Origin of the sequence: Sapientia aquatica (assembly GCF_004358105.1) — a bacterium.
GTDB classification, from domain to species: domain Bacteria; phylum Pseudomonadota; class Gammaproteobacteria; order Burkholderiales; family Burkholderiaceae_D; genus Solimicrobium; species Solimicrobium aquaticum.
This window is the reverse complement of sequence record NZ_SMYL01000001.1, coordinates 811,954-837,684: the sequence shown is the minus strand read 5'-3', so window position 1 is coordinate 837,684 and position 25,731 is coordinate 811,954. Positions and strand designations below refer to the sequence as shown.

Annotated in this window: 27 protein-coding genes; 12 read left to right on the top strand and 15 right to left on the bottom strand. The window is 48.5% G+C overall.

Annotated elements, in window-relative coordinates; genetic code table 11:
• Positions 1-70: 70 nt before the first annotated feature.
• Together E2I14_RS03775 and E2I14_RS03770 are read right to left on the bottom strand one after the other, a co-directional pair.
• On the bottom strand, positions 71-1,297 hold the full coding sequence (locus tag E2I14_RS03775; protein WP_133325533.1) for a winged helix-turn-helix domain-containing protein: 1,227 nt from the start codon (positions 1,295-1,297) through the stop codon (positions 71-73).
• Positions 1,294-2,244: an ion channel gene (locus E2I14_RS03770; protein ID WP_133325531.1), complete on the bottom strand. Its 951-nt coding sequence runs from the start codon at positions 2,242-2,244 to the stop codon at positions 1,294-1,296. The genes E2I14_RS03775 and E2I14_RS03770 overlap by 4 nt, the downstream gene beginning before the upstream one ends.
• 138 nt (positions 2,245-2,382) lie before the next feature.
• Here E2I14_RS03770 and E2I14_RS03765 point away from each other — a divergent pair, with 138 nt between their 5' ends.
• The 5 genes from E2I14_RS03765 (at position 2,383) to E2I14_RS03745 (ending at position 7,382) form a co-directional block, all read left to right on the top strand.
• The gene (locus E2I14_RS03765) at positions 2,383-2,961 is read left to right on the top strand and encodes a GNAT family N-acetyltransferase (RefSeq protein ID WP_133325529.1); all 579 of its coding nucleotides are present in this window, start codon (positions 2,383-2,385) and stop codon (positions 2,959-2,961) included.
• 125 nt (positions 2,962-3,086) lie between these two features.
• Positions 3,087-4,448, top strand: a complete 1,362-nt coding sequence (rimO, locus tag E2I14_RS03760) for a 30S ribosomal protein S12 methylthiotransferase RimO (RefSeq protein ID WP_133325759.1) — start codon at positions 3,087-3,089, stop codon at positions 4,446-4,448.
• Between the two features lie 66 nt (positions 4,449-4,514).
• Entirely contained in the window at positions 4,515-5,678 is a 1,164-nt protein-coding gene (locus E2I14_RS03755; protein ID WP_133325527.1) for a cystathionine beta-lyase, read from the top strand.
• A 101-nt stretch (positions 5,679-5,779) separates the two neighbouring features.
• On the top strand, positions 5,780-5,986 hold the full coding sequence (locus tag E2I14_RS03750) for a SlyX family protein (protein ID WP_133325525.1): 207 nt from the start codon (positions 5,780-5,782) through the stop codon (positions 5,984-5,986).
• A gap of 79 nt (positions 5,987-6,065) precedes the next feature.
• The gene (locus E2I14_RS03745; RefSeq protein ID WP_133325523.1) at positions 6,066-7,382 is read left to right on the top strand and encodes an MFS family transporter; all 1,317 of its coding nucleotides are present in this window, start codon (positions 6,066-6,068) and stop codon (positions 7,380-7,382) included.
• 84 nt (positions 7,383-7,466) lie between these two features.
• Here the strand turns inward: E2I14_RS03745 and E2I14_RS03740 are convergent, their stop codons facing one another.
• From E2I14_RS03740 to E2I14_RS03700, 9 genes are all read right to left on the bottom strand, one after another.
• Positions 7,467-8,324 carry a hypothetical protein gene (locus E2I14_RS03740; RefSeq protein ID WP_133325521.1) on the bottom strand — a complete coding sequence of 286 codons (858 nt, stop codon included), beginning with the start codon at positions 8,322-8,324 and terminating at the stop codon, positions 7,467-7,469.
• 321 nt (positions 8,325-8,645) lie between these two features.
• The gene (locus tag E2I14_RS03735; protein ID WP_133325519.1) at positions 8,646-9,428 is read right to left on the bottom strand and encodes a peptidylprolyl isomerase; all 783 of its coding nucleotides are present in this window, start codon (positions 9,426-9,428) and stop codon (positions 8,646-8,648) included.
• A gap of 73 nt (positions 9,429-9,501) precedes the next feature.
• The gene (locus E2I14_RS03730; RefSeq protein WP_133325517.1) at positions 9,502-9,771 is read right to left on the bottom strand and encodes a BolA family protein; all 270 of its coding nucleotides are present in this window, start codon (positions 9,769-9,771) and stop codon (positions 9,502-9,504) included.
• Between the two features lie 14 nt (positions 9,772-9,785).
• Complete coding sequence (locus tag E2I14_RS03725) at positions 9,786-10,421, bottom strand: septation protein A (protein WP_133325515.1); 636 nt, start codon at positions 10,419-10,421, stop codon at positions 9,786-9,788.
• A 33-nt stretch (positions 10,422-10,454) separates the two neighbouring features.
• Positions 10,455-10,850, bottom strand: coding sequence for a peptide-methionine (R)-S-oxide reductase MsrB (msrB, locus tag E2I14_RS03720; protein WP_133325513.1), 396 nt, complete (start codon positions 10,848-10,850; stop codon positions 10,455-10,457).
• A gap of 36 nt (positions 10,851-10,886) precedes the next feature.
• Entirely contained in the window at positions 10,887-12,344 is a 1,458-nt protein-coding gene (locus tag E2I14_RS03715; protein ID WP_133325511.1) for a protein adenylyltransferase SelO, read from the bottom strand.
• A gap of 129 nt (positions 12,345-12,473) precedes the next feature.
• Positions 12,474-14,330, bottom strand: a complete 1,857-nt coding sequence (locus tag E2I14_RS03710) for a chemotaxis protein CheA (protein WP_133325509.1) — start codon at positions 14,328-14,330, stop codon at positions 12,474-12,476.
• Positions 14,330-15,097, bottom strand: a complete 768-nt coding sequence (locus tag E2I14_RS03705) for a protein phosphatase CheZ (protein ID WP_133325507.1) — start codon at positions 15,095-15,097, stop codon at positions 14,330-14,332. Before E2I14_RS03705 ends, E2I14_RS03710 begins: the two co-directional genes overlap by 1 nt.
• Before the next feature lie 215 nt (positions 15,098-15,312).
• Entirely contained in the window at positions 15,313-15,768 is a 456-nt protein-coding gene (locus E2I14_RS03700) for a putative toxin-antitoxin system toxin component, PIN family (protein ID WP_133325505.1), read from the bottom strand.
• Between the two features lie 47 nt (positions 15,769-15,815).
• Between E2I14_RS03700 and yaaA the strand changes: the two genes are divergently transcribed.
• From yaaA to E2I14_RS03670, 6 genes are all read left to right on the top strand, one after another.
• On the top strand, positions 15,816-16,601 hold the full coding sequence (gene yaaA, locus E2I14_RS03695) for a peroxide stress protein YaaA (RefSeq protein ID WP_133325503.1): 786 nt from the start codon (positions 15,816-15,818) through the stop codon (positions 16,599-16,601).
• Positions 16,602-16,635: 34 nt separating this feature from the next.
• Positions 16,636-17,685 carry a DNA polymerase III subunit delta' gene (holB, locus tag E2I14_RS03690; RefSeq protein ID WP_133325501.1) on the top strand — a complete coding sequence of 350 codons (1,050 nt, stop codon included), beginning with the start codon at positions 16,636-16,638 and terminating at the stop codon, positions 17,683-17,685.
• Between the two features lie 86 nt (positions 17,686-17,771).
• Positions 17,772-18,149: a PilZ domain-containing protein gene (locus tag E2I14_RS03685; RefSeq protein ID WP_133325499.1), complete on the top strand. Its 378-nt coding sequence runs from the start codon at positions 17,772-17,774 to the stop codon at positions 18,147-18,149.
• A gap of 23 nt (positions 18,150-18,172) precedes the next feature.
• Entirely contained in the window at positions 18,173-18,682 is a 510-nt protein-coding gene (locus E2I14_RS03680; RefSeq protein ID WP_133325497.1) for a GNAT family N-acetyltransferase, read from the top strand.
• A gap of 158 nt (positions 18,683-18,840) precedes the next feature.
• On the top strand, positions 18,841-19,755 hold the full coding sequence (locus tag E2I14_RS03675) for a 23S rRNA (adenine(2030)-N(6))-methyltransferase RlmJ (protein WP_133325495.1): 915 nt from the start codon (positions 18,841-18,843) through the stop codon (positions 19,753-19,755).
• Positions 19,756-19,784: 29 nt separating this feature from the next.
• Positions 19,785-20,075 carry a ferritin family protein gene (locus E2I14_RS03670; protein ID WP_133325492.1) on the top strand — a complete coding sequence of 97 codons (291 nt, stop codon included), beginning with the start codon at positions 19,785-19,787 and terminating at the stop codon, positions 20,073-20,075.
• A 2-nt stretch (positions 20,076-20,077) separates the two neighbouring features.
• Here the strand turns inward: E2I14_RS03670 and E2I14_RS03665 are convergent, their stop codons facing one another.
• Both E2I14_RS03665 and ompR read right to left on the bottom strand, forming a co-directional pair.
• The gene (locus E2I14_RS03665) at positions 20,078-21,415 is read right to left on the bottom strand and encodes an ATP-binding protein (RefSeq protein ID WP_133325491.1); all 1,338 of its coding nucleotides are present in this window, start codon (positions 21,413-21,415) and stop codon (positions 20,078-20,080) included.
• On the bottom strand, positions 21,415-22,176 hold the full coding sequence (gene ompR, locus E2I14_RS03660) for an osmolarity response regulator transcription factor OmpR (RefSeq protein ID WP_133325489.1): 762 nt from the start codon (positions 22,174-22,176) through the stop codon (positions 21,415-21,417). The genes E2I14_RS03665 and ompR overlap by 1 nt, the downstream gene beginning before the upstream one ends.
• A 216-nt stretch (positions 22,177-22,392) precedes the next feature.
• Here ompR and E2I14_RS03655 point away from each other — a divergent pair, with 216 nt between their 5' ends.
• Positions 22,393-22,704, top strand: a complete 312-nt coding sequence (locus E2I14_RS03655; protein ID WP_133325487.1) for a hypothetical protein — start codon at positions 22,393-22,395, stop codon at positions 22,702-22,704.
• A gap of 56 nt (positions 22,705-22,760) precedes the next feature.
• Here E2I14_RS03655 and E2I14_RS03650 read toward each other — a convergent pair whose 3' ends face one another.
• Complete coding sequence (locus E2I14_RS03650; RefSeq protein ID WP_133325485.1) at positions 22,761-24,698, bottom strand: ATP-binding cassette domain-containing protein; 1,938 nt, start codon at positions 24,696-24,698, stop codon at positions 22,761-22,763.
• A 76-nt stretch (positions 24,699-24,774) separates the two neighbouring features.
• Positions 24,775-25,674 (bottom strand): 50S ribosomal protein L3 N(5)-glutamine methyltransferase, encoded by a 900-nt coding sequence (gene prmB / locus E2I14_RS03645; protein ID WP_406675695.1) that lies wholly within the window; start codon positions 25,672-25,674, stop codon positions 24,775-24,777.
• Positions 25,675-25,731: the final 57 nt, after the last annotated feature.

Genomic DNA, 25,731 nt, shown 5'->3' with positions numbered 1-25,731 from the left:
TGCGCTAAGCTTCAGATTAAAAATCAAGGCACCATCGCAGGGCGCTGATTGGCACTATTCAGCGCCTTTTTTATACGCCGAACATGGCTGCATCTTCAGTCGCGCTAAAATCCAATTCCGGCGTGCCGTGCCACTCCGCAAACGCCAACATACTCTTGCGCACATCGGCAATAACGGCAGCCGATACTTTTATATTTTCTTCCCAATGCAGCGCTTTAATTTCAAATCGTCCTTGTTGGCGATGCGCTTTGGCATCCATGCGCCCAATTAAACGTCCATTGCGCAGGATAGGCAAACAAAAATAGCCATGCCGACGTTTTTCGGCGGGCGTATAGCATTCAAGTCGGTAGTCGAAATCAAATAATTCTAGGGCGCGCTTTCTGTCCCAAACAACGGGATCAAAGGGCGACAAGAGTCGTGTTAGGGTTGGTTTTAATTCACCATTGACTGCCGCGCTCAACAGCGAGGCGTGCTCAGGATGAATATATACCGGCGCGTCCCAACCGATCACTTCCGCTTTAAGCAGCAATCCTTGTTTCACCAGTTGCTCCGGTTGATTGCGCGGATCGAATTTGGCCATTCGGAAATAATCCGCAATCCAACTCGCCTTTGCGCAACCCAGCGCTTTGACGGCATTTAACACCAACTGCCTTTCACACTCGAGAGGCGAAGGTAAATGCTTTTTATCGTCCCAGGTCGGATGTACACGTTCGCGCAAATCGTACACCCGCTGAAAACCTTGGCGTTTAGCGATCATTAATTCGCCCATGCTAAAGAGCACTTCGAGCGAACGTTTCTCCGGTTTCCAGCCCCACCAGCCAGTTGGCGTGTTGGGATCGCGCTTACCAAAATCGATCGAGCGACACGGGCCGTGTTTCTCGATATGTTTTTTGACTTGCGCGACTTCCTTTTTATGTTCGGCTAACCAGCGTCGATTGAATTTCCAGCCCAAGCCTTGCGGTGAGATCATGCGATGGCGGTATAAATAATAATCTTCAATCGGCAGGAAGCAGGCTTCATGCGCCCAGTATTCAAACAATTTGCCTTCTTCAAGCAATTCATCCAACCAACTTAGTTCGTAGTCGCCCAAGCGGCTCCAGAGAACCAAATACGGGCTGCGCGCCACCACGCTAATTGTGTCAATTTGCAGCGCTGACATTTGGCGTATGCACTGCAAAACGTGCTCCTTGCCGGGTTTCTTAGGTGGCGACTTGAGCAAGCCTTGCGCTGCTAGATGAAGATTACGCGCAGATGCGACTGTGATGCGAGCTGGCGTTGATGGTGGCGCTAGCGTCATTGCTTGATGTCGCGCTTGCTTGCGTCGTTGAGGTTGAACTCTTGATCGTTAATCTCTTGATTCAGCTCTTCTTCAATATCGTCAAACAGGTTGTAATCCATGTGGTTCATATTGTTTTCATCAAAGCTGCTGATGTCGATGTAGCGATGATTAAATCGGAAGGTATCCCACAGATAAATATGGCGCGCTCGCATGGATTGGCTGGTCGTTTCATCGACGCCTTCGATGCTCAAAATCAAGCGCGCCTGCACATGCTCAAAATCTTTGGCGGACTTTTTATAAAACGGGCTGTTTTCATCAATCACGTGGAATAAATTCCAGCCCAAATTAAACATCGGGTGTTGGTCGCGCTTGAGCGGCAGATCGATTAGGCGCGCAAATTTGGTATTTTGTTTGGTGGTTTCGACTTGCAGCAAACGCAGCTTGGCGGACGCTTCGGCAATGATATTCATGCGGGCATTGGCAATCCGAATCGATAACACATGCTCGCCGTTATGCTGGTAAGTCACCGGATGCTTGGTGAATAAAATCTTTGCCTTAGGACGCGAAAAACGCGCAAACATGACGCCCGTGACCATGGCAATGCCCGACATCCCAACAAAAATTTCCGTCGTCGAGATGATGTGTCCGTACAAAGTTTGCGGATGCATATCGCCGTAACCGACCGTGGCTAAGGTCTCGACGCTGAAAAAGAATGCGCCCCAAAAACCAGTGGGAAAAAGATTGGCAATCGAGTTGTCACCCAAGCAGTACAAAGCGGCAAAGATAAAATTGAGCAAGGCAAAAAGCGCCGCAAAGGCCGCAAAAAACGTGGGCCAACTGGACGTCATCGCGTAGTGATACAAATCCTGCCAAAACTGTGGACTGACTCCGTGAGCGATAAACTCACGACCGCCAACTTCGACTTTCTGAGTTACGGTGCGGGGATCGCGTTTTTTCATGGTCATTAGATGGTTATTGTTTCCAAATTGGAATATTATCATTGCGTAAGTGACTTATCGCGCTTGCTTGCGGTATTTCTTTATCAGCGTTCCTGATTTAACAATCTGCCACTATTTCCCCAGCCCAGCCAATTCGTTATTAGCATGCAATTTGATCCGGTTTTACTCGATATCGCTGAACAATTAGAAACCGAACGCCTATTGATTCGGGCCACACGCGCTGGCGACGGAGCGCAGCATTTCGCGGCGGTGCAAGAATCAATCACCGATTTGCGGCGCTACTTAGGTGATTTGCCGTGGATTAAAGAAGAACCATCCAAAGCGCACTCTGAGAGCTATTGCCGCAAGGCCCGCAGCCGCTTCATTAAACGGGAAGATTTAACGTTTTTAATGATTACTAAGGCGAACGAACACTTGGTAGGCGGGATTGGCCTGCACCGCATCGATTGGACTATCCCCAAGTTTGAAATCGGCTACTGGTGTCGTTCGAGCGCGCAAGGCAACGGCTATGTAGTGGAAGCGGTCAATGCCATAACCGACTTTGCGTTTAGCCAATTGGAAGCAAGGCGGGTTGAGATTAGAGCAGACGACGATAACACGGCTAGTTGGAAAGTCGCCGAGCGTGCGGGCTTTGAATTAGAGGGCACGTTGCGTAACTTTTTGCGCGATACCGCCAGCCAGCAATTATCGGATTTACGGGTCTACTCGAAAATCATTAAATAAAGTGCAATTAACTATCTTGGCCTAGCAATTTATCGGCTGAAATCACCCGCTTAATTGCCGTTTTGGGCCAAAAGTAAGGGCTGCATTGGAGTACAATGGCGGCTTCGTTTTGTCATAAGATTGCCATGCAAGAACATTCCACCTCACCAAAAGTCGGCTTCGTTTCCCTAGGCTGCCCCAAGGCGCTAGTTGATTCTGAAAATATCCTTACGCAACTGCGCGCCGAGGGCTATGAAACCGCCAAATCCTACGAAGGCGCGGATCTGGTAATCGTCAACACATGCGGTTTTATTGACGCGGCGGTGCAAGAGTCGCTTGATGCCATTGGCGAAGCTTTGCATGAAAATGGCAAAGTGATCGTTACCGGTTGCCTGGGTGCTAAAAAAGACGCCCAAGGTCAAGATATGATCAAAACCATCCATCCGAAGGTGCTGGAAGTCACTGGCCCGCATGCGCTGACCGAAGTCATGACCGCGGTGCATAAACATCTGCCCAAGCCGCACGATCCGTTCATGGATTTGGTTCCGGCGCAAGGCGTGAAATTAACGCCCAAACATTACGCTTACTTAAAAATTTCTGAAGGCTGCAATCACCGCTGCAGCTTCTGCATTATTCCATCTATGCGCGGGGATTTAGTCTCGCGTCCGATTGCAGATTTAATGTTGGAAGCAGAAAACCTGTTTAAATCTGGCGTCAAAGAATTGCTGGTCATTTCTCAAGACACCAGTGCTTACGGCGTTGACGTGAAATTCCGCATGGGCTTTTGGAACGGCAAACCAGTTAAAACGCACATGACGCAACTCGTTGAAGCCTTGGGCGAGTTGGCTAAGAGCTACGGCGCTTGGGTACGTTTGCATTACGTTTATCCGTATCCCCATGTCGATCAAATTATTCCGCACATGCAAAACGGCATCATCCTGCCTTATTTGGATGTCCCATTGCAGCACGCGCATCCCGATGTATTAAAGCGCATGAAGCGTCCTGCCAGCGGCGAGAAGAATTTAGATCGCATTCAAGCGTGGCGCAAAATGTGCCCCGATTTGACGATTCGTTCCACCTTAATCGCTGGATTCCCAGGCGAAACTGAGGCGGAATTTGAGTATTTATTGGACTTCCTAAAAGAAGCGGAAATCGACCGCTTGGGCTGCTTTGCCTATTCACCAGTCGAGGGCGCAACCGCCAATTTGCTCGACAATCCGGTGCCAGAAGAACTGCGTGAAGAACGTCGTGGCCGTGTGATGGAGCTGCAAGAACAGATTTCTAAAAAGCGTTTGCAAGCCAAAGTCGGCAAAACCGTGCGCGTGTTGTTAGATGAAGTTAATCGCCAAGGCGGAGTAGGGCGATCCTCGGCCGACGCGCCTGAGATTGATGGCGTTGTGTATGTCAAACCGCATTTTGAGCCGCATAAAAAATTAGTCGTGGGCGAGTTTGTCGATGTCGTGATTACGACTTCTGATTCGCATGATTTATGGGCCGAGCCGATCTAATCGAATTCATTAGATGAGGCAATTTGAGTCACTAACTGTACGTTTGCTGTTGAACCAAAACTAACAATGAAACCACATCCATCGACCAAAATCATCCATCCGGAATATGTTGCGCCCGAAGGCTTCTCTGCTTTCCCTATGGCGGTTCACCGCGCTTCGACAGTCTTGTTTGAGAATGTGGCCGCGATGCGCAGCAGCAATTGGCTCGATAAGTCGATTTATACCTATGGGTTGCATGGCACACCAACTTCGCGCACGTTAGAAGCGCGCTTGGCGGCAATCGAGGAAGGTGAATATTGTCTGCTTGCACCTAGCGGTTTATCGGCAATTTCCCTTGTCAGCTTGGCGTTTTTAAAAAGCGGCGACGACGTTTTGTTACCCGACAACGTTTATTCACCGAATCGCGAACTTGCCCAATGGTTGGTGCGCGATTACGGCGTGTCAGCGCGCTTCTACGATCCAATGATAGGCGCTGGTATCAGCGAATTAATTCAAGATAATACGCGCCTGATTTGGGCTGAAGCGCCCGGCTCAGTCAGCATGGAAGTACCGGATATTCCCGCCATTTGCGCGGCGGCTCATGCTCGGGGCGCGATAGTTGCGCTGGACAACACGTGGTCGGCCGGAATCGCCTTCAAACCGTTCTCACACGGCGTTGACATTACCATGCAAGCCCTGACCAAATACCAGTGCGGCGGCTCTGACGTGTTAATGGGTTCCTTAGTGACGCGCGATATCAAATTGCATGAGCGCTTAGAAACGGTGCGCCGCTTGTTAGGCTTGGGCGTTAGCATGGACGATGTCTCGCTGATTTTGCGCAGTTTGCCCAGTATGCCGATTCGCTTCGCAGCCCACGATAACCACGCCAGAACAATTGCTACTTGGTTGTCTGCTCGACCTGAGATTGTCAAGGTATTGCATCCTGCATTGAGCGATTGCCCAGGCCACGAAAATTGGGCGCGCGACTTTACTGGAGCGGGCGGTTTGTTTTCTGTAATTTTTGATCCGAAATTTACCGAAGCGCAAACCGACCGTTTTATCGATAGCCTGAGCTTGTTCAAAATCGGCTATAGCTGGGGCGGGGCGCATAGTTTGTGTCTGCCGTATCGCATGAAAACCATGCGTTCCAACTGGGCTGAACAAGGCCAGTTAGTGCGCTTTAATATCGGTTTAGAAGATGTCGCTGACTTAATCTCTGACATTGAGCAAGCCTTAGCAAAAATGGTTTAAATTAGTCTGAATTGGCTCGGCCCAGCTTGAGCCTTAATCGTAAAACCGCTTAATAACATCTGTTCAATTAAGCGGTTTTTATTTATCTGAAATGAGTAGGTATGCAAGAGAATCGCTTAGAAAATATCGAACTGAAATTAACCAGTATGGAAGATTTACTGGAGACGCTAAATCATCAAGTTTATCAACAGCGAAAGAAAATTGATGAGCTAGAAATGCTGTGTTCGGCCCTGGCCAAGCGCTTGAAAGAAACCTCCGCCAATGCCAACCAAACTAGTTTGGCGCATGAAAAGCCACCGCATTATTAAACGTATTTGAGTGCTGGAAACAATAATAAATAGACTATAATTTTCGCTGTTTTAGTCACTACAAAAAGGGTATCGAGACATGCCACATTCAGACAATTGCAGCTTGCCCCAGCAACAAACCATCCGACAAGACAACAAACGCCGTATCTTCGCCATCGTCGGCGCATCGTCCGGTAATTTGGTGGAGTGGTTTGACTTCTACATTTATTCGTTTTGCGCTATTTATTTTGCCCCGTCATTTTTCCCTAGCGGTAATCCAACCACCCAACTACTAAATACAGCTGGCGTTTTCGCGGCGGGATTTTTAATGCGTCCAATCGGCGGATGGCTGTTTGGCTTCATCGCTGACAAATATGGGCGTCGCAAGTCGATGATGATTTCCGTGTTAATGATGTGCGGCGGCTCATTGATGATTGCCTGCTTACCGACCTACGCCGTTATTGGCGCTGCGGCGCCGTTGTTATTGCTGTTGGCACGTTTGATTCAAGGCTTGTCGGTCGGCGGCGAATACGGTACTAGCGCAACCTATATGAGCGAAGTAGCCTTAAAAGGTCGGCGCGGATTCTTCGCCTCGTTTCAGTATGTGACGCTAATCGGTGGTCAATTGTTAGCGGTGCTTGTCCTAGTGATTCTGCAGCAGTTGCTAAGCAAAGAACAATTAATGGAGTGGGGCTGGCGTATCCCATTCGTGTTGGGTGCCCTGTCTGCTTTGGTCGCTTTGTACCTGCGTAAATCGTTAGAAGAAACAGCTTCCGACGCCAGCCGAAAAAACAAAGATGCCGGAACCATTGCGGGATTAATGAAACACAAAGGCGCGTTCTTGACGGTGGTTGGGTTTACTGCCGGTGGCTCGCTGATTTTTTATACCTTCACGACTTATATGCAAAAGTATTTGGTCAACACCGCACATATGGACCCTAAAACAGCCAGCTTCGTGATGACCTGCGCTTTGTTCGTGTATATGGTGTTGCAACCAGTCTTTGGTGCCTTGTCGGATAAGATTGGTCGGCGTTCTAACATGCTGTGGTTTGGGGCCTTAGCAACCCTGTGTACCGTGCCGATCATGCATGCATTAAAAGATGTTGAGAATCCCTATGTAGCCTTTGGTTTAATTATCACCGCGCTAGCAATTGTGAGTTTTTACACCTCGATTGGCGGTTTGATTAAGGCCGAAATGTTCCCGTCAGAAGTACGTGCCTTGGGCGTGGGCTTGTCGTATGCGGTGGGCAACGCGGTCTTTGGTGGTTCGGCAGAATATGTGGCGTTATGGCTGAAATCGATTGGCAATGAATCGGCCTTTTATTGGTATGTCACGGCATTATGCGCGATTGCATTTATTGTTTCGTATCGCATGAAGGATACGAGCAAAGAAGGCTATTTAGTACACGAACCTTGATTCGATCTAACGCAAAAAATCAGCATAAATAGGTAATAAAAAAAGCGCATTTTTCATGCGCTTTTTTATTGAAATTTTGCTGCCTTACACTTTTGTATGCACCGCATTTCCCGATGTGCTGGAACTCTGCAAGTTATTGGCTAAGGATTGCAAGAAACCGGTAAGAGTGGCGTTGTTGCTCGATATTCCGTCGGTCGAGAGCAAGGTATTGAAGCTGCTTTGCAGGGCGGATAAAGCAGAGTTGGAGCTACTTGACGTGCCACTGCTGCTAGACCATGAAGTAGTTGAGCTTGTTGAACCTGTTGCCCCTGTGCCGCCATTGTTGGAGCTAGAACTACTAGAACTCAGTTGAATGATTAAGCTTTGGATGCCACTCTCCAATTTGCTCGCGCCACCGTCGCTATGATGGCGGTAACCAGACACAGCCGATGAGCCAAAACCCGATTGGGTTGCGCTGTTAGCCCCTGATGTTGAATTTGATGAACCACCTTCATTAATGGTGATGTTGATCGTGATCGGAGAAGCAGTTGGCACCGTTGGCAATGTGTTCGAGCCTGAGCTGGCCGCCGAACGCTGTTGGCTTACCTGAGTTTGGATAGCGGCAAACAATGTTTGCACGAATGACGACAGGGCTTGTTGCGGGGTTTCGGCTGACGTACTAGCCGACGTGCCCTTGGTCGCATTTGAATTACTATTTGTCGGCGTGGTGGCCGTGTTAGGAGGTACGTTGGTCGTGGGATTAACGCTGGTGTTGGTGTTGATACCCAGTTGCTGCAGAGCGTTACTGATCGCGCTAAAAATCGCGCCGCCTCCATCGCCATCGCCACCTCTACGCCTGCCTTGCGCCGGCCCAGAAACCTGACTTTGCCCGCTGCCTTGCGAGCTTTGAACTTGTTGTGCGTATCCCACCTGCTGGTACGATCCAAGACTTGAAATTGACATGGTGAACTCCCCAAATAACATTCGAGCGATATTGCAAACATGTTACTTTCAGGTTTGCTATCGCAAGTCGAAATACCGCGCTTCCTACTTGTTACGGCAGACTTTCAAAAAAATTGAGGCTTTTTAGCGCCAATTTTTAAAAAGAATGTAAATTCTTGGGACGAGTATATCGTTGGGTACGGGAATTAAAGGGTAAAGCACAATGCATTAAGCCACTTAGTTCTAACTCTTCACCCGCGTTTTGCGAGAATTAAAATAAAAAAAAGCATCTAAAAATTAGATGCTTTTTTTAAGTACTGATTAAACAGCGTTTACGTCAAATTACTTAACCACTGCTTTTTTACGCAATTCTTCTTGGAAGGCTTGCAATTTCTTTTGCTCCATTGCGTCAACGATTTGCTTCTTAACATCTTCTAAAGCAGGAATCTTAGCAGCGCGAACGTCATCGAGTTTGATGATGTGGAAACCATATTGAGTTTGCACTGGAGTTTCAGTCATTTGGCCTTTTTGCAATGCAACCATCGCATCGGAAAATGGCTTAACGAATGCTACTGGAGTTGCCCAATCTAAATCACCACCGTTGTTAGCAGAGCCAGTGTCTTTGGATTGTTTTGCTAATTCTTCAAAACTTGCGCCAGCTTTCAATTTAGCGATAACTGCTTTCGCTTCATCTTCGGAGCCTAACAAGATGTGACGTACGTGGTATTCCTTGTCGCCAGCTTGTGCTTTAACTTTTTCGTATTCAGCAGAAACTTCAGCGTCAGTGATTGGGTTTTTCTTCACGAAATCAGCAACCAAGGCGCGAATCAAGATGGATTGACGAGCGATTTCCAATTGCGCTTTAACATCGGCGTTTTTAGCTAAACCTAATTTTTCAGATTCTTGAATCAAGACTTCACGAGTGATTAATTCTTCTTTGATTTTCAGACGCAGGTCAGGGGAATCTTGAGGGGCGTTTGGTTGCGAAGTAATTTGCTTCACCAATTCATCAACGCGTGATGTTGGGATTGCCTTGCCATTTACTACAGCCACATTTTGTGCCATGACAGGAGCAGTTGCTAAGGCTAGTAATACGAGCAATAAATGTGCAGGTTTAAAAGTCATTATGTATTCCTAAAATATGTTTTAAAAATAGAGCAAAAAATAAAGCGTAATTAAAAATTATAGCTGTTTAAGGTCACTCAGAAGCTGCCAGAGCGTTTATTGCTAAAGCATGAATATCTGTTTGCATCAAATCGCCAACGGCATCATACACCAGTCGGTGGCGTTGGATAGGCTTTAAGCCATTAAATTTTTCAGATGAAATAGTTATCCGAAAATGCCCAGCGCCCGACGCCGCGCCCGCATGACCGGCATGCAGTGCCGATTCGTCTTCAACAGTGCACAAAATAGGGTTTAAAACAGCCAAGCGCTGCTTAATTCGGGTAATTCGATCGAGATTTGACATGACATGGCCAGATTTTAGGAATTAGCGGGATTTTTATTGTATTTAGATAAATAAATGATTTGGGCCAACATGAATAAGAACATCATGCCCATGCTACCGAACAATTTAAAATTCACCCAAGTTTCTGTCGAGAAATTATAAGCAATCACCAGATTTAGTGCTCCCATCGCGGCGAAGAAAAATATCCAAATGACGTTGAGCTTGCTCCAGACGGACTCGGGAATCGCAAATTCTTCTTCCAACACCGAGATAAAGCTGCGAGTCAGATTCTTTTTGAAGACAACTTGGCTCACCAATAGCGCCATGGAATAACACCAATACAGCATGGTTGGTTTCCACTTGATAAAGGTTTCGTTATGGAAGTAAATGGTCAAGCCACCAAAAACGGTGACTACGACAAACGAAATCCACAGCATTCCGTCCACTTTCTTGCGGCGCAACAGCAAGTACCCGATTTGCGCGACCGTTGCGGCGATCGTCACAATGGTAGCTAGAAGAATCGGGGCTTGTTGTAAGGTTGGCGCGCCACCCGAAATCAAGCCGTTAAAGTAGTCTTGCAAGATCGATTTCGCGCTGGCCGCATGACCTTCGCCCCAGCGAAACATCGCGAAAAACAGGATTACCGGGAACAGGTCGAATAAAAGTTTCATGGATACGGACTACGTAAAAAAGCAAATCAAAAATTATGGCGTTGGATCAAATCGCAATGAGGCGGAGTTGATGCAATACCGCAAACCAGTTGGCGGTGGCCCGTCAGGGAAGACATGGCCCAAATGCGCGTCGCAGATGTTACACACTATTTCGGTGCGTGTCATGCCGTGCGAGCGGTCGATGATTTCGCGCACATGCAAGGGATTTAACGCTTTGAAATAGCTAGGCCAGCCGCAGCCCGAATCAAATTTGGCGTCTGATGTGAACAAGGGCGTATTACAACACACGCAGGTATAGGTGCCGACCTCGTGGTGATCCCAATATTTACCGGTAAAGGCGCGCTCGGTGGCAGCTTCACGGCTAACTTGGTATTCCATGGGGCTGAGTTGCTCGCGCCATTCTGCTTCGGACTTGATGATTTTTTTCATGGTGGTTCCAGTCAACTAGTTAACAAAGAATGCGGTTTACGAAGAACAGCTTACCGAAAGTGCGCGCCCCCAATCCGGCGGTAACGCGGCATAAGATTCGTGTTGCTCATGCTCGTCAAAGGGCTTGGCGAGCAATGTTTGCAGCGTTTGGATCTCAGAAAAATCGTTTTTCTGCGCCGCTTCAATGGCTTGCTGCGCTAGGTAATTACGTAAAACGAATTTGGGATTAACTTGTTTCATGCGCGTTTGGCGCGCTGCGTCCTGACTGCCTTCTGACGCTAATCGTTGACGGTATTGTAGTAGCCACTGATCGAGCGACTCTCTATCCACGCACAGATCACGCAGCACATTGTCACGGTCGGATTGCGCTGTGCCGAGATGACTTAATTGTCGGAAGAAATAGGTGAAATCCAGTTGATTGCGCTGCATAACCTTGAGTAACGCGGCGACCAACTCTGTATCGCCATCTTGCCGAGTAGCTAGCCCCAATTTTGCCTGCCATAACTCGGCCAATTTCAATTCAAAAACCTCTTTGTATTGGCTTAAAGCGGCAGTCGTATCCTCGACCGTGCCTATCAAGGGCAAGAGCGCCTGTCCTAGTGCATAGCAATTCCATTCGCCAATTTGCGGCTGCATCGCATACGAATAGCGGCCCTGATGATCGCTGTGGTTACAAATGTGCTGCGGGTTAAAGGCTTCCATAAAACCGAAAGGGCCGTAATCCAGCGTTAAACCCAAGATAGACATATTGTCGGTGTTTAAAACGCCGTGCATGAAGCCGACGGTTTGCCAATGGGCGACTAACTCGGCAGTGCGTTTAGTAACTTCGCGCAACAAAGCGGCATAGGGAGAGTCGGAATTCAGTAGTTCGGGAAAATACTTGCCGATGACGTGATCGGCCAAGGTTCTTAATGCCGGCAGGTCGTCGCGGTAAAACCAATGTTCAAACGAACCAAAGCGCACAAAGCTGGGCGCGACGCGGGTCACTACTGCGGTGCTTTCTGGTTGCTCGCGCATAACCATGTAATCGGACGCCGTGATACACAAGGCGCGGGTTGTTGGGATGCCTAAGCCAACCATCGCGGCGGAACATAAAAATTCCCGAATTGAAGAACGCAATACCGCACGCCCGTCACCCATACGCGAATAGGGAGTGGGGCCAGCGCCTTTTAATTGGATTTCATTGCCCGCTAACTCGCCCAATAAAATTGCCCGACCGTCGCCCAATTGACCTGCCCAAACGCCAAATTGGTGCCCTGAGTACACCGCAGCACGGGGAGTTGATTCGGGCAAAACCAGGTTACCGCTAAAAAGCTCGGCAAATTCTGCTTGTTGCGCAAATTCCTCAGGAATACCCAGCAAATTCATGCAGGACTGGTCAAATGCAATTAACTTCGGATTCGGCAGCGGCGTCGGTTGCTGCGGCGTGGAGAACTCGGTTCCTAGAGAACCAAACGCATCGGCCAAGCGCAATGTAGAGAGTAGGGATGACATGCTGGGCGCTTTGATGGTGCAGCGCTGAAATGTTGAAAGCACGAATTATAAACAGGAATAAAAAAATCCGAGTAACTCAACTGAAAACAGCCAAATTAATCGGATTTTGAGTGCAATTGAATCGACGTTTTAAGCGGTAACTGCTCCTAATTGCTCGCAGCCTTGCAAGAGGAAGCTCAGACCAATGACCAGCACCAATTCACCCTCAGCGGAGCGCGCCGTTCCGGTGATGCCGGGTGTGCTGATGCAAGTTAAAGGCTTAATGACCAGATCCGATGTGCCATCGACTGATTCCAATGCCAAGATATAAGGATTGTCTGCGGCAATCACAATTCCCACGCGCTCGGTGCAAGGTTCATAACCCAATATTGAGGCAAGCGATCGCACTGGCAGCGGAATCCCTTGATCGCGCAATACCGCCGAACCGCCCACGGTTTCGTACACCTCAGGTAATTCAACCACGCGCTGAACAACTGCCATCGGCAGTGCCAAGGACGCGCTAGAGGTTCGCACCAACATGGTTGGAACGATGGATAACTCGATCGGCAAGCGGATTAAGAAAGTCGTTCCAGTACCCAGGTTGGAAGTGATTTTGATGTCACCACGGTGTTTTTCGACTGCGGTTTTCACCACGTCCATACCAACACCCCGACCAGAAACGCTGGAGGCAACTTCTTTGGTCGAGAAGCCAGGCAAGAACACTAGTTGATACGCTTCTTCGTGCGAGCGCGCATCGTTTTCGCCGATCAAACCTTTGGAAATCGCGATGTTACGCAAGCGATTGGCGTCCATGCCTTTGCCGTCGTCGGTAACTTCAATCATGACGCTGCTGGCTTCTTGCCATGCTTTGAGAGAAATGACTGATTTAGCGGGCTTCTTAGTTAACGCGCGTTCTTCGCGAGTTTCAATCCCGTGATCGAGCGAATTACGCAGCATGTGCACCAAAGGATCGTACAAACTATCCACCACCACGCGGTCAACCTCGGTTTCGGCACCACTGATGTTGAGGTCAACGTCTTTCTCTAAATCCTTGGCCAATTCGCGCACTAAACGCGGGAATTTCTGGAATAAGCGACCAACTGGCTGCATTCGGGTTGCCAACGATGCGCGTTGCAATTCGGTCGAGTAACGCGATGCGCGGGACAGTGTTTCAGTCAATGCGGTCATCAAGACGGTGGCGTTATCGTCAAATTTAAATTGCAGTAATTTCTCTAGCAACACGCCAGCCTGATTTGCAGCTTGGACTGATTCGCCGGCGACTTCGAGCAAGACATCGAGTTTCACTGCGTCAATCCGAATACTTTCTTCCTTAGGCTGCGCCACGTTCTGCTTGACTTCAGCCGAACTCACTTTGGCAATTGGAGCTGAGCTGACTGCCGCGGCGACTGGTTTTGGCGCGGCCGCCGAGCCAGTTGCACTACCTGCTGCAGGAGCGCTAGCAATCGCTTTCTCACTTGGCACAACAGCGTTATACAGCGCAACCCAATCAAGGCCATCTGCGCTGGCAGCAACTTGGTTGACTGGTGCGGTGCTAACGGGCGCGGCTGCCGCAACCGGAGCGGCTACTGGTGCCGGAGCTGCCGCCACGGCGACTCCACCTTTGCCTTCGATGGCGTTGGTCAGAATCACTTCGAGCGCGTGCGGCATCAAAGACAATTGGTCGGGCGCAACGCCGTTATGCAGCGCTTTCAATTGGTCCGCTACAAAGCCGCTAGCTTCTAGAGCCGCTTCGATCGCGATCAGTGTTACGGGTGCTTTACCGGTGCGCAGCGCATCAAATAAATTTTCCGTCAAATGGCAAGCCTCCACCATCGCCGTCAAATTCATAAAACCGGCACCACCTTTAATCGTGTGGAACGACCGGAACACTGCATTTAACGTTTGCATGTCGTCCGGATTGCGCTCGAGCGAGAGCAAGTGTTCTTCCACATTCGTTGCGAGGTCTAATGCCTCGACAACGAATTCTTTGAGCATGTCATCATCCATTAGAAGCCCAGACTATCAAGTAGATTATCTACGTCGTCCTGTACAAGTGCAGAAGCAGCGACCGACGGCCCCTCTAACAATTCCACCGCTTTTTCGCGTATCTCAGCCGGTGCATTATCAAGCAGAATTTGGGCGAGTTCGCATTCGATATCGCCCGTAATTTTCAGTACTTTCTTGATTAACTGACCAGTCAAATCTTGGAAATCTTGCGACATCATAATTGCTAGCAAGCGGGCTTTTTCAGCTTCGGTTGAGGCTATCGTTTCTTTGGCAAAGTTTTGCGAATCGTTGGCTAAGGTTTTGAACGCCTCGATGCTCATTTGGCCCGAAAATAAATTAGACCAGCGATCGTCGATGTCTTTGGCCCGTTTCGCCAAATTATCTTGTTCGGGCATGGCTTCGTCGGTCGCGTTAAGCACGGTGTTAGCGGCTTTTTCGGTCAACGTGGCAATGTAGTCGAGGCGCTCGTGCGCGTCAGTGATTTGTGATGTCAGATCAGTCAATGAGCGGTCGTAGCCCAATTCGCGCATCGAGTCGTGCAATACCCGCACCACGCCACCGAGCCGCTCAAACATCGGTTTGCTTATTTTGAGCGAACCATCAGGGGCGACATCCAAAGGAATCGCCTCTTCGGTAATAGGATCGATGACAGCGGAAGCTACGGGAGTTGCTGCCGCCGCGGTTGCAGTATTGCTCGCTGCTGGAGATGCTGGTTGAGAAGCCATCTCCTCAAACAGCGCTTCTAAATCTTCATCAGAGTCGCTCATAGTTCTTTTATCTCCATTGTGGGGCGAAAGCCGCTGCTGATTACAAAATCAAATCCAATTCCATTAACCTTTGAACCACATATTAAACGCGCTGCTAAAACACGCCGAATATTGATTTAAGGAAATATTTGTAGTGCGATGATTTGCTGACTTCAGCATATGCGATGATTTGATAAAAACAACCACAAATTCACCTGAGAAATAAAAAAATTGACCTAAACGCGTACTTTTTTTAAAAAATCTTCCGGCGTCAGAATGTTAAATAGCTTAAGTTTGGCAATCCGCTTGGCGCATTTTAGTAAAGCTTTATCTTTTGTAATCAAATAAGTTGCCCCAGAATCGCGCGCCAATTCCATAAATTGCTGATCGTCAGGATCGGTACACAGCGGGAGCGCAACGAGGGAGCGCGCTTCCGGTGCTACGCATTCAATCCATTGATCAAACGCGGCAGCAAACATTGGCCGCGTTTTATCGTTAATGGGGAGCTGTTTGTAATGCAACACGGCTAACCATTCATCGCGACAACTGGCTTTAGTAATCGCACGTACACGCTTTTCTTGAATTGCCGTTAACAAAGCCGTCCAGCGCGGGTCGTGGAACACAAACAAGTCGAGACAAACATTGGTGTCCAGCACTAAAACTAAGCGGTCTTCGGGTGGTTTAGGTATCATTCCGTACTTTCGTCGAATTCATTGTTGTTAAAACTTATTTTGAACTTATGCTAATTGCTTTATCGCCGGCCAAATCCTTGGATTACAGCACCCAGCCACCGCATTCCGATTCATTCCCGTTAAGCTTGCCCGACTTCATGAAACAATCCGCGCAGCTCATTACTTTGCTAAAAAAGCAAAGCGCGTTGGAGTTGATGGAGTTAATGTCGATCTCGGAGCCGCTAGCGCAACTCAATAAAGCCCGTTATGTAGATTGGAAGGCAAAACCCAGTTTGGAACATGGCAAAGCCGCTATTTTTGCATTTAATGGCGACGTCTATGAGGGGCTAGACGCTTATTCACTGTCGGTAAAGCAGCTTGCCTATGTCCAAAAACACACCCGCATTTTATCTGGTCTATACGGCGTGCTGCGACCTTTTGATATGCTGCAGGCCTATCGGCTGGAAATGGGAACACGTTTAGACAACGCCAAAGGCCCCAATTTATATGCGTATTGGGGCGATACGATTGCCAAAAAACTCAACCAAGAGTTAGAAGGGCACTCAGCCCAAGTGGTGGTTAATCTGGCGTCCGAAGAGTATTTTAAATCGGTGCAATTAGCCAAACTCAAGGCCGACGTCATCACACCAGTTTTTCAAGACTGGAAAACTGATCGCTACAAAATTATTTCTTTCTACGCCAAACGTGCCCGTGGTTTAATGGCGCGCTACTGCGCACTGCATAACGTCACCAATCCAGAAAAGCTCAAGCAATTTAATCTGGATGGTTATGCCTTTGACGCCGACAGCTCGGATCAACAGCACTGGGTGTTTCGCCGCCGTGTAGCCGAGTAAGCCGCGTGCGACCAATTCTGAAAGACGATTAAACATGACTAGCTCACTTTACCCTTGGCAGCAAACCGCGTGGGCGCAACTGCAGCAGCTCAAAGGACGCTGGCCGCATGCGATTTTGTTGCACGGCCCAGAAGGAATCGGCAAAACCGAATTCGCCGAGAGCTTGGCGAAATCCTTGCTGTGCGAAGCGCCCCAAGCTGACGGTCAAGCATGCGCTAGCTGCGTCTCTTGCGGCTGGTTTGCGCAATATAGCCATCCCGACTATCGCCGCCTGCGTCCCGAAATATTAGAAACCGATGCGCCCGATGCGGAAGGCGAAGACGGCGGCAAGGCCAGCAAATCAGAAGCCAAAGCCAGCAAAGCGCCTTCCAAAGAAATCGTCATTAATCAAGTGCGTAGCATTGCGGAATTCATGACCTTATCCACCCATCGCCAAGGCGCGCGCGTCATTTTATTGTATCCAGCCGAGACGATGAATGTTGCTGCTGCCAATGCATTACTAAAATCATTGGAAGAACCGGGTCCCAACACCGTTTTTATCTTGGTCAGCAATTCGATTGAGGCCTTGTTGCCGACCTTAATTTCGCGCTGCCATAAGTTTGCCCTGACAATGCCAAGTCCAGAACAAGCAAAAGCTTGGTTGGCGCAGCAAGAGATTAGTAAGCCAGAACAGTTTTTAGCCGAGCAGGGCGGTGCGCCGTTAGCGGCATTAGCAGCGTCGCAATCGGAATTTTTGGAGCAGCAACAGGAATTTTTGATGCATTTGCAGCGGCCAGATTTGAGCAATGCGTTGAAAATTGCCGATAAATTAAATAAAACCTCAATTCCGTTGATAATTTCTTGGATGCAACGGTGGTTATATGATATTTTTTCTTATAAATTGGCGGGAGAAATCCGTTATTATCCGCGTTACCAAAAAGAAATTAGTTTAATTGCAGCAAATTTAACCGTGCCATCGCTTCTCTCTTTACTCGATGCGAACACCCAGCGGCGTATGTCTGCCGAGCATCCGTTAGCACCAAAGTTAGTGATTGAAGATATGTTGCTGGAATACGGTCAACAACTGCAAAAAAGCCGAAGCTAATTAATGTAAAAAATTATTTAATTAAGTACGTAACCAATACCAAACCTAGTTGTGCATTGAATAGGGCCAGCCCCAGAAAGAACACAATGGCAGATTTACCGAACGATCCGACCCCCGCAGCCATCTCGCGTCCGTCGGTCCTTTCCTTGGTCATTAAAGAAAAAGCCGCTTTGTATTCGGCCTACATGCCGTTTTTAAAAAATGGCGGCATTTTTGTTCCTACCAATAAAAGCTACAACTTGGGTGATGAAATTTATCTGATTTTGACGCTGCTAGACGACCCAAACAAATACCCGATTGCGGGCAAAGTTGCGTGGGTTACCCCATCGACTGCTGGCAATAACAAATCTCAGGGGATTGGCGTGCATTTTCCGGACGATGAAAGTGGACTACGCATCAAGCAACGGGTAGAAGAACTGCTTGGCTCTGCTCTGCGTTCGACTCGAATTACCCATACTCTTTAATCGTCGCTTCATTTAAGACCAGCATGACCATACACCGCATCGCCGAACAACACGATTTACCCGCCATCGTCGCCATCTACAATTCAACCATTGCCTCACGCGAAGTCACGGCCGACACCGAAGAGGTTAGCGTCGCGTCGCGTCAAGAGTGGTTCGATGCGCACACACCTGACAAGCGTCCATTATGGGTTTTGGAAATGGATCAGGGGCAGGGCAAGCAAATCGTCGGATGGATGTCGTTCTCCAATTTTTATGGCCGTCCAGCCTATTCCGGTACTGCTGAACTCTCGATTTATTTGCATCCAGATGCGCGTGGCAAAGGCTTAGGAACTTACTGCTTAAAATTGGCGGAAGCCCATGCGCCGCAGGTTTTGGTGCATACCTTGCTGGGCTTTATTTTTGGACATAATGCCGCTAGCTTGGGCCTATTTAAAAAAATGGGTTATCAGCAATGGGCGGAACTGCCGAAAGTTGCCAATTTAGACGGCATTGAGCGCGATTTAATCATTTTGGGTAAGCGGATTTCAGCCTAGGTCACCGCCTTTGGGGGCGGTTTTGCTCAGAGTCGCCGGCCAATCCGCTATAATGCGCGATATTCTTTGCAGCAACACCATTCCTTAGCTACTCTTTAAGCACCGACTAAAGAGCATCCACAGCATCCGCGCTGTGTCTACTATTAGAAAAGATTCCTATGTTAAGTTACCGCCACGCCTTTCACGCCGGCAATCACGCTGATGTGTTAAAGCATTTCATTCAAATTCAATTACTCGATTACATGGGGCAAAAAGACGCGCCGTATATGTACATCGACACCCATGCTGGCGCGGGTCTGTATTCGCTCGATACTGGCTATGCGGCCAAAAATGCCGAGTATGAAAACGGGATTGCTAAATTATGGGAACGTAAAGACTTGCCGCCGGCCTTGGCGCAATATGTCGATCTAATTAAAGAGCTCAATCCCAGCGGCAAACTGCGCTACTACCCAGGTTCGCCCTATTGCGCCGAGCGCGTGATGCGCCTAGAAGACCGCTTACGCCTGTTTGAACTGCATCCAAGCGACGTCAAAATTTTGCAAGAAAACGTGCGTAAGCGCGAAATGCATTTGGCCGAACAAGGCATTAAAGCGCGTGGCAAACGTGTTTTGCTCATGGCCGGTGATGGCTTTGAGGGTATTAAAGCGTTGCTCCCACCCCAGCAGCGCCGCGCCTTGGTGTTAATTGATCCACCCTACGAAGATAAACGCGACTACAAATACGTGCGCGATATGTTGGCCGATAGTTTGCAACGTTTTCCTAGCGGTACTTACGCCGTTTGGTACCCGGTATTGCAGCGCCAAGAATCACGCGAACTCGCCAGAAAATTGTCCCAGTTGCCAGTCGATACGTGGCTTAACGTCACGCTGTCAATCAGTCAGCCTATGCCTGATGGTTTTGGTTTGCACAGTAGCGGCATGTTTATCATCAACCCGCCTTGGGTGTTGGAAGCCATGCTTAAAGAAGTCATGCCGTACTTGGTCAAAGTGCTGGGCAATGACAGCGAAGCCAAATTTACGATAGAAAGCGGACAAGGCGCGGCGCCGATTGGACGTAAGCCGGTACGCAAATAATTGATGAGCTGCTTACTTTGGGAGATGGAATGAATTCAGATGACTATGTAGAACAAGTGCAAAAACTTACCGCTCCGACGATGGATATGCATCGCGCTTTGATTTCGCTGTCAGAAAAAGCAGCCGAATTAGACCGCTGCAATCAGCGCGTCGATGCTTGCACTGATTCGTCACTGATAGCAATACTAAAAGCCGCACGCGCCACGGAAAAAAAGAATATCGCCATGTTAGTGGAATGGATGCGTCGGCACGATCCTGATTTGGATCACGCATTGCGCGCGGCCTTGTTTAAGGCTGGGCCAATCGCTGAAGAAGAGTAAGCTTAAAAAACCACTTCAATCAGCAAACCATTGCGGTTAATGAGTTTCATCGTAGCCCGATGTTGTTGCACAATCCGTTGAACAATCGCTAAACCTAAACCAGCGCCGTTAGCCTGCCCACGCGCACTATCCACGCGCGTAAACGGGCGCAACAGACGTTCAGTGTCCTCTTCGGGAATCCCGTTCCCGTTATCCGAAAACTGCAACACAATCCGATTCACCTTATTGCGCTCTTGGGTTTTGCAAATCAACGTGATATCGGCATAACCTTTGCCCGGCGTTTTTCCGTAACGGCGCGCATTCTCGATTAAGTTATTAATTAAGCGACTGATCTCAATCGAGTTCCCGCCTATCGTCAAATCTTTGGCAATGAAATGGCGGATTTTAATGTCAGGCAAACGTTGGGCCGATAGAACGCATTCTTCCAGCAACTCGGTTAAATTCACCGAGGAAAAACGCGTTGCATCCATCGGTTTGGCGAAGTCCAAAAACTGGCCAATAATCGCATCCATCTGGGTAATATCGGTCTGCATTCCGTGCCGTGCTTCATCTGGTAAATGGGCTAACTCAACTTCCAATTGCAAGCGCGCTAAGGGGGTACGTAAATCGTGCGAGATACCCGCCAAAATCAAGGTGCGATCGGTTTCAATTCGCGCCAATTCCTGCGCCATCTGGTTAAAACTTTTATTGGTTTCGCGAATTTCGCCTATCCCTGTTTCGGGTAAAGGTTTGTGAAATTGACCGTCTGAAATAGCCTGTGCAGCTTGGCTTAAACGCGCTAACGGTTGATTAATCAAGCGCGTAATGACCATCGCAGCCAAAATCGACATCAACAAAATCAGCGCTGACCAGCTAATCCAGCGCAAATTGGACACCGAATTAAACCGCTCGCGGTCCAGCTTAAGCCAGTAGTCATCTTCATCAATTTGAAAGCTGACCCAGAATCCATCGATGCCATTCACACGACGTGAAAAAATAGTGCCGGGACCTAATTTGTCGCGCACTAGTTTTTGCAAATCCGCCATGAAATCGGCTTCGGGCGGTGGTTCCACCACATCGGTATCTTCGAGCGAATAGATGCGCACGCCATCGTCACTTGCCAATTCAAACAGCAATTCTTGGCGCGATTCCGGTACGGAGTGGATTAACGCAGCCCGCGTGATGGTGATGACAGAGAGGAGTTGTGAGGCAATCTGTTGGGCACGTGGCTTTTCTTCGCTAAGACGAAAAGTGGAAAACCACGTGACTAAACTGATAAAAATAGCCGCAGTTAAAAAGAAAAAAGTGCGCCAAAATAAGCCGCTTTTTAACCAGTTAAATTGCGCCCTAATTATTTGCATTAACGCGGTTGACCTTCAGGGATGAAGACATAACCCAAGCCCCAAACAGTTTGAATGTATAACGGATTGGATGGGTCTGGCTCAATCAATTTACGCAGGCGCGAAATCTGTACGTCAAGGCTGCGATCGTATACTTCATACTCACGACCGCGGGCTAATTCCATTAACTTTTCACGCGACAAAGGTTGGCGTGCGTGGCGTGCGAAGACTTTGAGTACCGAGAATTCGCCGGTGGTGATCGGAATATTTTCATCGCCTTTTTTCAAGGTGCGCGTACCCAAATCCAACGTAAAGCCGCCAAAATCAAACGATTGCGGCGTCTCAGAAGGGCCGCCCGGCGCTTCATCACTGCCTTTGCGGCGCAATACAGCGTTAATGCGAGCGACTAATTCACGTGGATTAAACGGCTTTGGCATGTAATCATCTGCGCCCATTTCCAAACCAATAATGCGATCAATATCTTCGCCTTTCGCAGTCAGCATAATGATCGGAGTAGTGTCACCGATCCCGCGCAGGCGGCGGCAAATGGACAGGCCGTCTTCGCCTGGCAACATCAAATCAAGCACCAACAAATCGTAGCGTTCGCGCTGCCACAGCTTATTCATTGCGGTGGCATTTTCAGCGGTAACGACGCTGAAATTTTGCTCGCTTAAATAACGGCGCAGCAGCTCACGTAAGCGGACGTCGTCATCCACCACCAAAATCTTAGCCTGGTGAGCAGAATGACCTGAAGTGGTATTGGGGGTGGTTTCTGTATTCATGGCGTTATGGTAGTGGATTTTTATTAAGTTGGTTTATTTCAATATACTTGTATCACAAATTGTTACATACTTTACGGCAATATTCATCTACTTCCCGATGGCAAACTCATACAATCAACATCTAGATAGATCAACGTTTAACTAAGGATTTCGTGCACATTGGTTAAGCGTTTGATGGGGAAATTGGACGTTTTAAATTAAAACCACTATTCAATCATGATCAATACGGTTCGCCTTAACTTGCTGTTTATTGCGCTCACGATCGCTTCTTTTGCCAATGCAGGAGAAGGCCGCGGTCGGGGTGGAAAATTGGCTGGCCCGGTTGAGCATGCCGCGCCTAAGCCAGTCAAAATGGCTGCGCGCGCAGAGAATAACGGTAAAGACGATAAAAATGCTGTCGGCCAAGCAGGAGCCAGTTCCGTTGCCGCGTCGGTTCAGCACCCCAAAAAGCAACTCACGAAAGAAGAACGGCAAGCCTTGCGCCGCCAAATCAACCAAGCAGGTGGGACCTATCCCAATAAAAACTAACTCAACAGCTTGTGCAACATTGTTGAGTTAGCCTTTGGCTGTCATTTTATCAACGGCTACGCTTCGAGTTGTTCATTCAGGCTGAGCCATTCGGCTTCCGCTACTTCTAAACGACCTTGCAATTTAGTCTGACTTGCTAGCAGAGTCTTCAACTGATGTTTGCGCTTATCGTCATAAATATCGCTATCGGCTAATTTGCTCGCAATTTCAGCCAACTCGGCATTGAATTGCTCGATCTCGCCGTCCAGACGTTGGATTTTGGTTTCTAACGCTTTCTTTTGCGTCGGATTCAAAGTGGTCGGTTTAGCTGGCTTCGTTTCAGCAACTGGTTCTGCTTTAACTTCCACTTTGGCTGCCAGCGCGTTCTTGGACGCTTCAGCGGTGGCTAATTTGTTTTGCAGTAGCCAATCTTTGTAATCGTCCAAATCGCCATCAAACGGCTTGAGTTCGCCATCGGCTACGATGATGAATTGGTCGGTGGTGGCACGTAACAAGTGACGATCATGCGATACCAATACGACAGTGCCTTCAAACTGCGCCAAGGCATCGGTTAAGGCTTCGCGCGTTTCTAAATCCAGATGGTTGGTCGGTTCATCGAGCAGCAACAGGTTAGGGCGCTGCCAGACGATTAAGGCTAAGGCCAAACGTGCTTTTTCTCCGCCCGAAAATGGTTTGATGGGTGAGGTGACCATGTTGCCGGGGAAGTTGAAACTACCCAAGAAATTACGCAGCTCTTGTTCGCGCACAGTCGGCGCGATTTTGACCATGTGCCAGAGCGGCGATTCGTCGTGGCGCAACATTTCAACTTGATGCTGGGCGAAGTAACCGATGGTTAAGCCTTTGCCTAAATGGGATACGCCATTGACCGGATTTAATTCGCCTGCAATAGTTTTGATTAAGGTAGATTTACCCGCACCGTTGACGCCCAACAAGCCAATCCGTTGGCCGATTTGCAGCGAGAAATTAATGTTATCAACGATGATTTTGGTTTGGCTTTTATCGTATTCATCCAAATAATAACCAGCGCTAACATCTTCCATCACTAAGAGCGGATTAGGCGCGTTTAATGGTTCTTTGAATTCAAACGAGAATTCGGCCGCTGCACGCAACGGAGCCAATTCGTCCATGCGGGCCAAAGCTTTAACACGGCTTTGAGCCTGTTTCGCTTTGCTGGCCTTGGCTTTGAAGCGATCAATAAAGGATTGCAAGTGAGCACGCTGGCGATTTTGTTTCTCGATCATGCCTTGCGCCAATTCCAATTGCGCCAAACGTTGACGTTCGAAGCTAGAATAATTGCCGCCATAACGTTTTAATTTGCGCTCGTCGATATGCACAATCACATTGACCACACCATCCAAGAAATCGCGATCATGGGAAATAATGACCAAGGTTCCAGCGTAACGTTTAAGCCATTCTTCGAGCCAAATAATCGCATCTAAATCCAAATGGTTGGTCGGTTCATCGAGCAGCAATAAATCAGATGGGCACATCAACGCTTGCGCCAAATTCAAACGCATGCGCCAGCCGCCTGAGAAGCTGGCCACCGATTGCGTCATTTGCGCCATGGTGAAACCAAGGCCCAGCAATAATTGCTCCGCCCGTGATTGCACGGTGTACGCATCGGCATCTGCCAACGCGATATAAACCTCGGCAATCGCATTTCCGTTTTCGTCAGTAGCTTCTTGGCTTTCGAGTTCTGCTAGTCGCGCTTCTAATTTACGCAATCGGGTATCGCCATCAATCGCATAATCAATTGCGCTGCGTTCTAGTGGTGGGGTTTCTTGCGCCACGTAAGCGACTTGCCATTGGGCCGGAAAGTCTAAGCTGCCTTGATCCGAATGAATCTCATTGCGCAGCATGGCAAATAGACTGGATTTGCCAGCGCCGTTGGAGCCGATTAAACCAATTTTTTCGCGTGGATTAAGCGTTAAGTCGACACCTTCGAAAAGTGGTTTGGTACCGCGCATGAGGTAAAGCTGTTGAAAACGTATCATTATTTAGGCATTCGGGTGTGACTGGCTTGAGTCAAGTTAAGTTAAGTAAAAAGGTAAAAATTTATCGTGCGAGGCATCAAGGAAGTTGATCTGCGGTCAGCAAAAACACCATGTCGTCACCGGCTGAAGTGGAGACCCATGTAAATTCTAATTCCGGAAAAGCCGCTTCGGCGTAGGCGCGTTCATTGCCGATTTCAACCATCAAAATTCCATCGGGCGTCAGGCGTTCTTTGGCTCCAGCAATAATGGTTCGGACTAAGTCCATTCCGTCGGTGCCACCGCCCAAGGCGATTTGCGGTTCATGCAAATATTCTGGCGGCAATTTCCCCATCGACGCGCTATTCACATAAGGTGGATTAGAAATGATCAACTGGTATTTTTTGTTCGGCACAATGGTATATAGATCCGATTGGTGCAACGTAATCCGATCTTGCAATTGGTAAGTATCCACGTTGCGCTTGGCCACTGCTAACGCATCGGCAGAAATATCGGCGGTGTGCACATGGGCATTGGGGAATGCATCGGCCAACATGATAGGCAAACATCCCGAACCGGTGCAAAGTTCTAAAATATCGGTGACATCATCAGGATCCGTCACCCAAGGTGAAAAATGCGAGGGAATCAATTCGGCAATAAATGAGCGGGGCACAATGACGCGTTCGTCCACATAAAACTCATAGGTTCCTAACCACGCTTGATTGGTAATATAAGCCGCGGGCACGCGATCATTGGTTCTGCGCTCAATCACATTAATCACGGCAGCGATTTCGGTTGGTAATAATTTGGCTTCCAAATACAACTCTAAATTATCGAGCGGCAAATGCAGCGTATGCAAAATTAAGTAGGCCGCCTCATCCACCGCATTCGCGCTGCCATGTCCGAAAAATAATTTCGCCGCGTTAAAGTGACTAACGGCATAGCGCAGTAAATCGCGCACGGTAACGAAGGGATGGTTGCTCAAGGTGGAATGTGACATGGTGAACTTCTTTAAAAGAGACGCCATCTGTTGTTGCGTTAAATCAGATGGCGTTGT

Coding starts and splice junctions, on each gene's coding strand:
- E2I14_RS03745 (WP_133325523.1), top strand. CDS start 6,066: ATGCCACATTCAGACAATTGCAGCTTGCCCCAGCAACAAACCATCCGA.
- E2I14_RS03685 (WP_133325499.1), top strand. CDS start 17,772: ATGGCAGATTTACCGAACGATCCGACCCCCGCAGCCATCTCGCGTCCG.
- E2I14_RS03715 (WP_133325511.1), bottom strand. CDS start 12,344: ATGTCATCCCTACTCTCTACATTGCGCTTGGCCGATGCGTTTGGTTCT.
- E2I14_RS03730 (WP_133325517.1), bottom strand. CDS start 9,771: ATGTCAAATCTCGATCGAATTACCCGAATTAAGCAGCGCTTGGCTGTT.
- E2I14_RS03710 (WP_133325509.1), bottom strand. CDS start 14,330: ATGGATGATGACATGCTCAAAGAATTCGTTGTCGAGGCATTAGACCTC.
- E2I14_RS03680 (WP_133325497.1), top strand. CDS start 18,173: ATGACCATACACCGCATCGCCGAACAACACGATTTACCCGCCATCGTC.
- E2I14_RS03740 (WP_133325521.1), bottom strand. CDS start 8,324: ATGTCAATTTCAAGTCTTGGATCGTACCAGCAGGTGGGATACGCACAA.
- E2I14_RS03725 (WP_133325515.1), bottom strand. CDS start 10,421: ATGAAACTTTTATTCGACCTGTTCCCGGTAATCCTGTTTTTCGCGATG.
- E2I14_RS03735 (WP_133325519.1), bottom strand. CDS start 9,428: ATGACTTTTAAACCTGCACATTTATTGCTCGTATTACTAGCCTTAGCA.
- E2I14_RS03665 (WP_133325491.1), bottom strand. CDS start 21,415: ATGCAAATAATTAGGGCGCAATTTAACTGGTTAAAAAGCGGCTTATTT.
- E2I14_RS03705 (WP_133325507.1), bottom strand. CDS start 15,097: ATGAGCGACTCTGATGAAGATTTAGAAGCGCTGTTTGAGGAGATGGCT.
- prmB (WP_406675695.1), bottom strand. CDS start 25,674: ATGTCACATTCCACCTTGAGCAACCATCCCTTCGTTACCGTGCGCGAT.
- yaaA (WP_133325503.1), top strand. CDS start 15,816: ATGCTAATTGCTTTATCGCCGGCCAAATCCTTGGATTACAGCACCCAG.
- rimO (WP_133325759.1), top strand. CDS start 3,087: ATGCAAGAACATTCCACCTCACCAAAAGTCGGCTTCGTTTCCCTAGGC.
- E2I14_RS03770 (WP_133325531.1), bottom strand. CDS start 2,244: ATGACCATGAAAAAACGCGATCCCCGCACCGTAACTCAGAAAGTCGAA.
- E2I14_RS03750 (WP_133325525.1), top strand. CDS start 5,780: ATGCAAGAGAATCGCTTAGAAAATATCGAACTGAAATTAACCAGTATG.
- msrB (WP_133325513.1), bottom strand. CDS start 10,850: ATGAAAAAAATCATCAAGTCCGAAGCAGAATGGCGCGAGCAACTCAGC.
- E2I14_RS03765 (WP_133325529.1), top strand. CDS start 2,383: ATGCAATTTGATCCGGTTTTACTCGATATCGCTGAACAATTAGAAACC.
- holB (WP_133325501.1), top strand. CDS start 16,636: ATGACTAGCTCACTTTACCCTTGGCAGCAAACCGCGTGGGCGCAACTG.
- E2I14_RS03655 (WP_133325487.1), top strand. CDS start 22,393: ATGATCAATACGGTTCGCCTTAACTTGCTGTTTATTGCGCTCACGATC.
- E2I14_RS03670 (WP_133325492.1), top strand. CDS start 19,785: ATGAATTCAGATGACTATGTAGAACAAGTGCAAAAACTTACCGCTCCG.
- E2I14_RS03775 (WP_133325533.1), bottom strand. CDS start 1,297: ATGACGCTAGCGCCACCATCAACGCCAGCTCGCATCACAGTCGCATCT.
- E2I14_RS03700 (WP_133325505.1), bottom strand. CDS start 15,768: ATGATACCTAAACCACCCGAAGACCGCTTAGTTTTAGTGCTGGACACC.
- E2I14_RS03755 (WP_133325527.1), top strand. CDS start 4,515: ATGAAACCACATCCATCGACCAAAATCATCCATCCGGAATATGTTGCG.
- E2I14_RS03675 (WP_133325495.1), top strand. CDS start 18,841: ATGTTAAGTTACCGCCACGCCTTTCACGCCGGCAATCACGCTGATGTG.
- ompR (WP_133325489.1), bottom strand. CDS start 22,176: ATGAATACAGAAACCACCCCCAATACCACTTCAGGTCATTCTGCTCAC.
- E2I14_RS03650 (WP_133325485.1), bottom strand. CDS start 24,698: ATGATACGTTTTCAACAGCTTTACCTCATGCGCGGTACCAAACCACTT.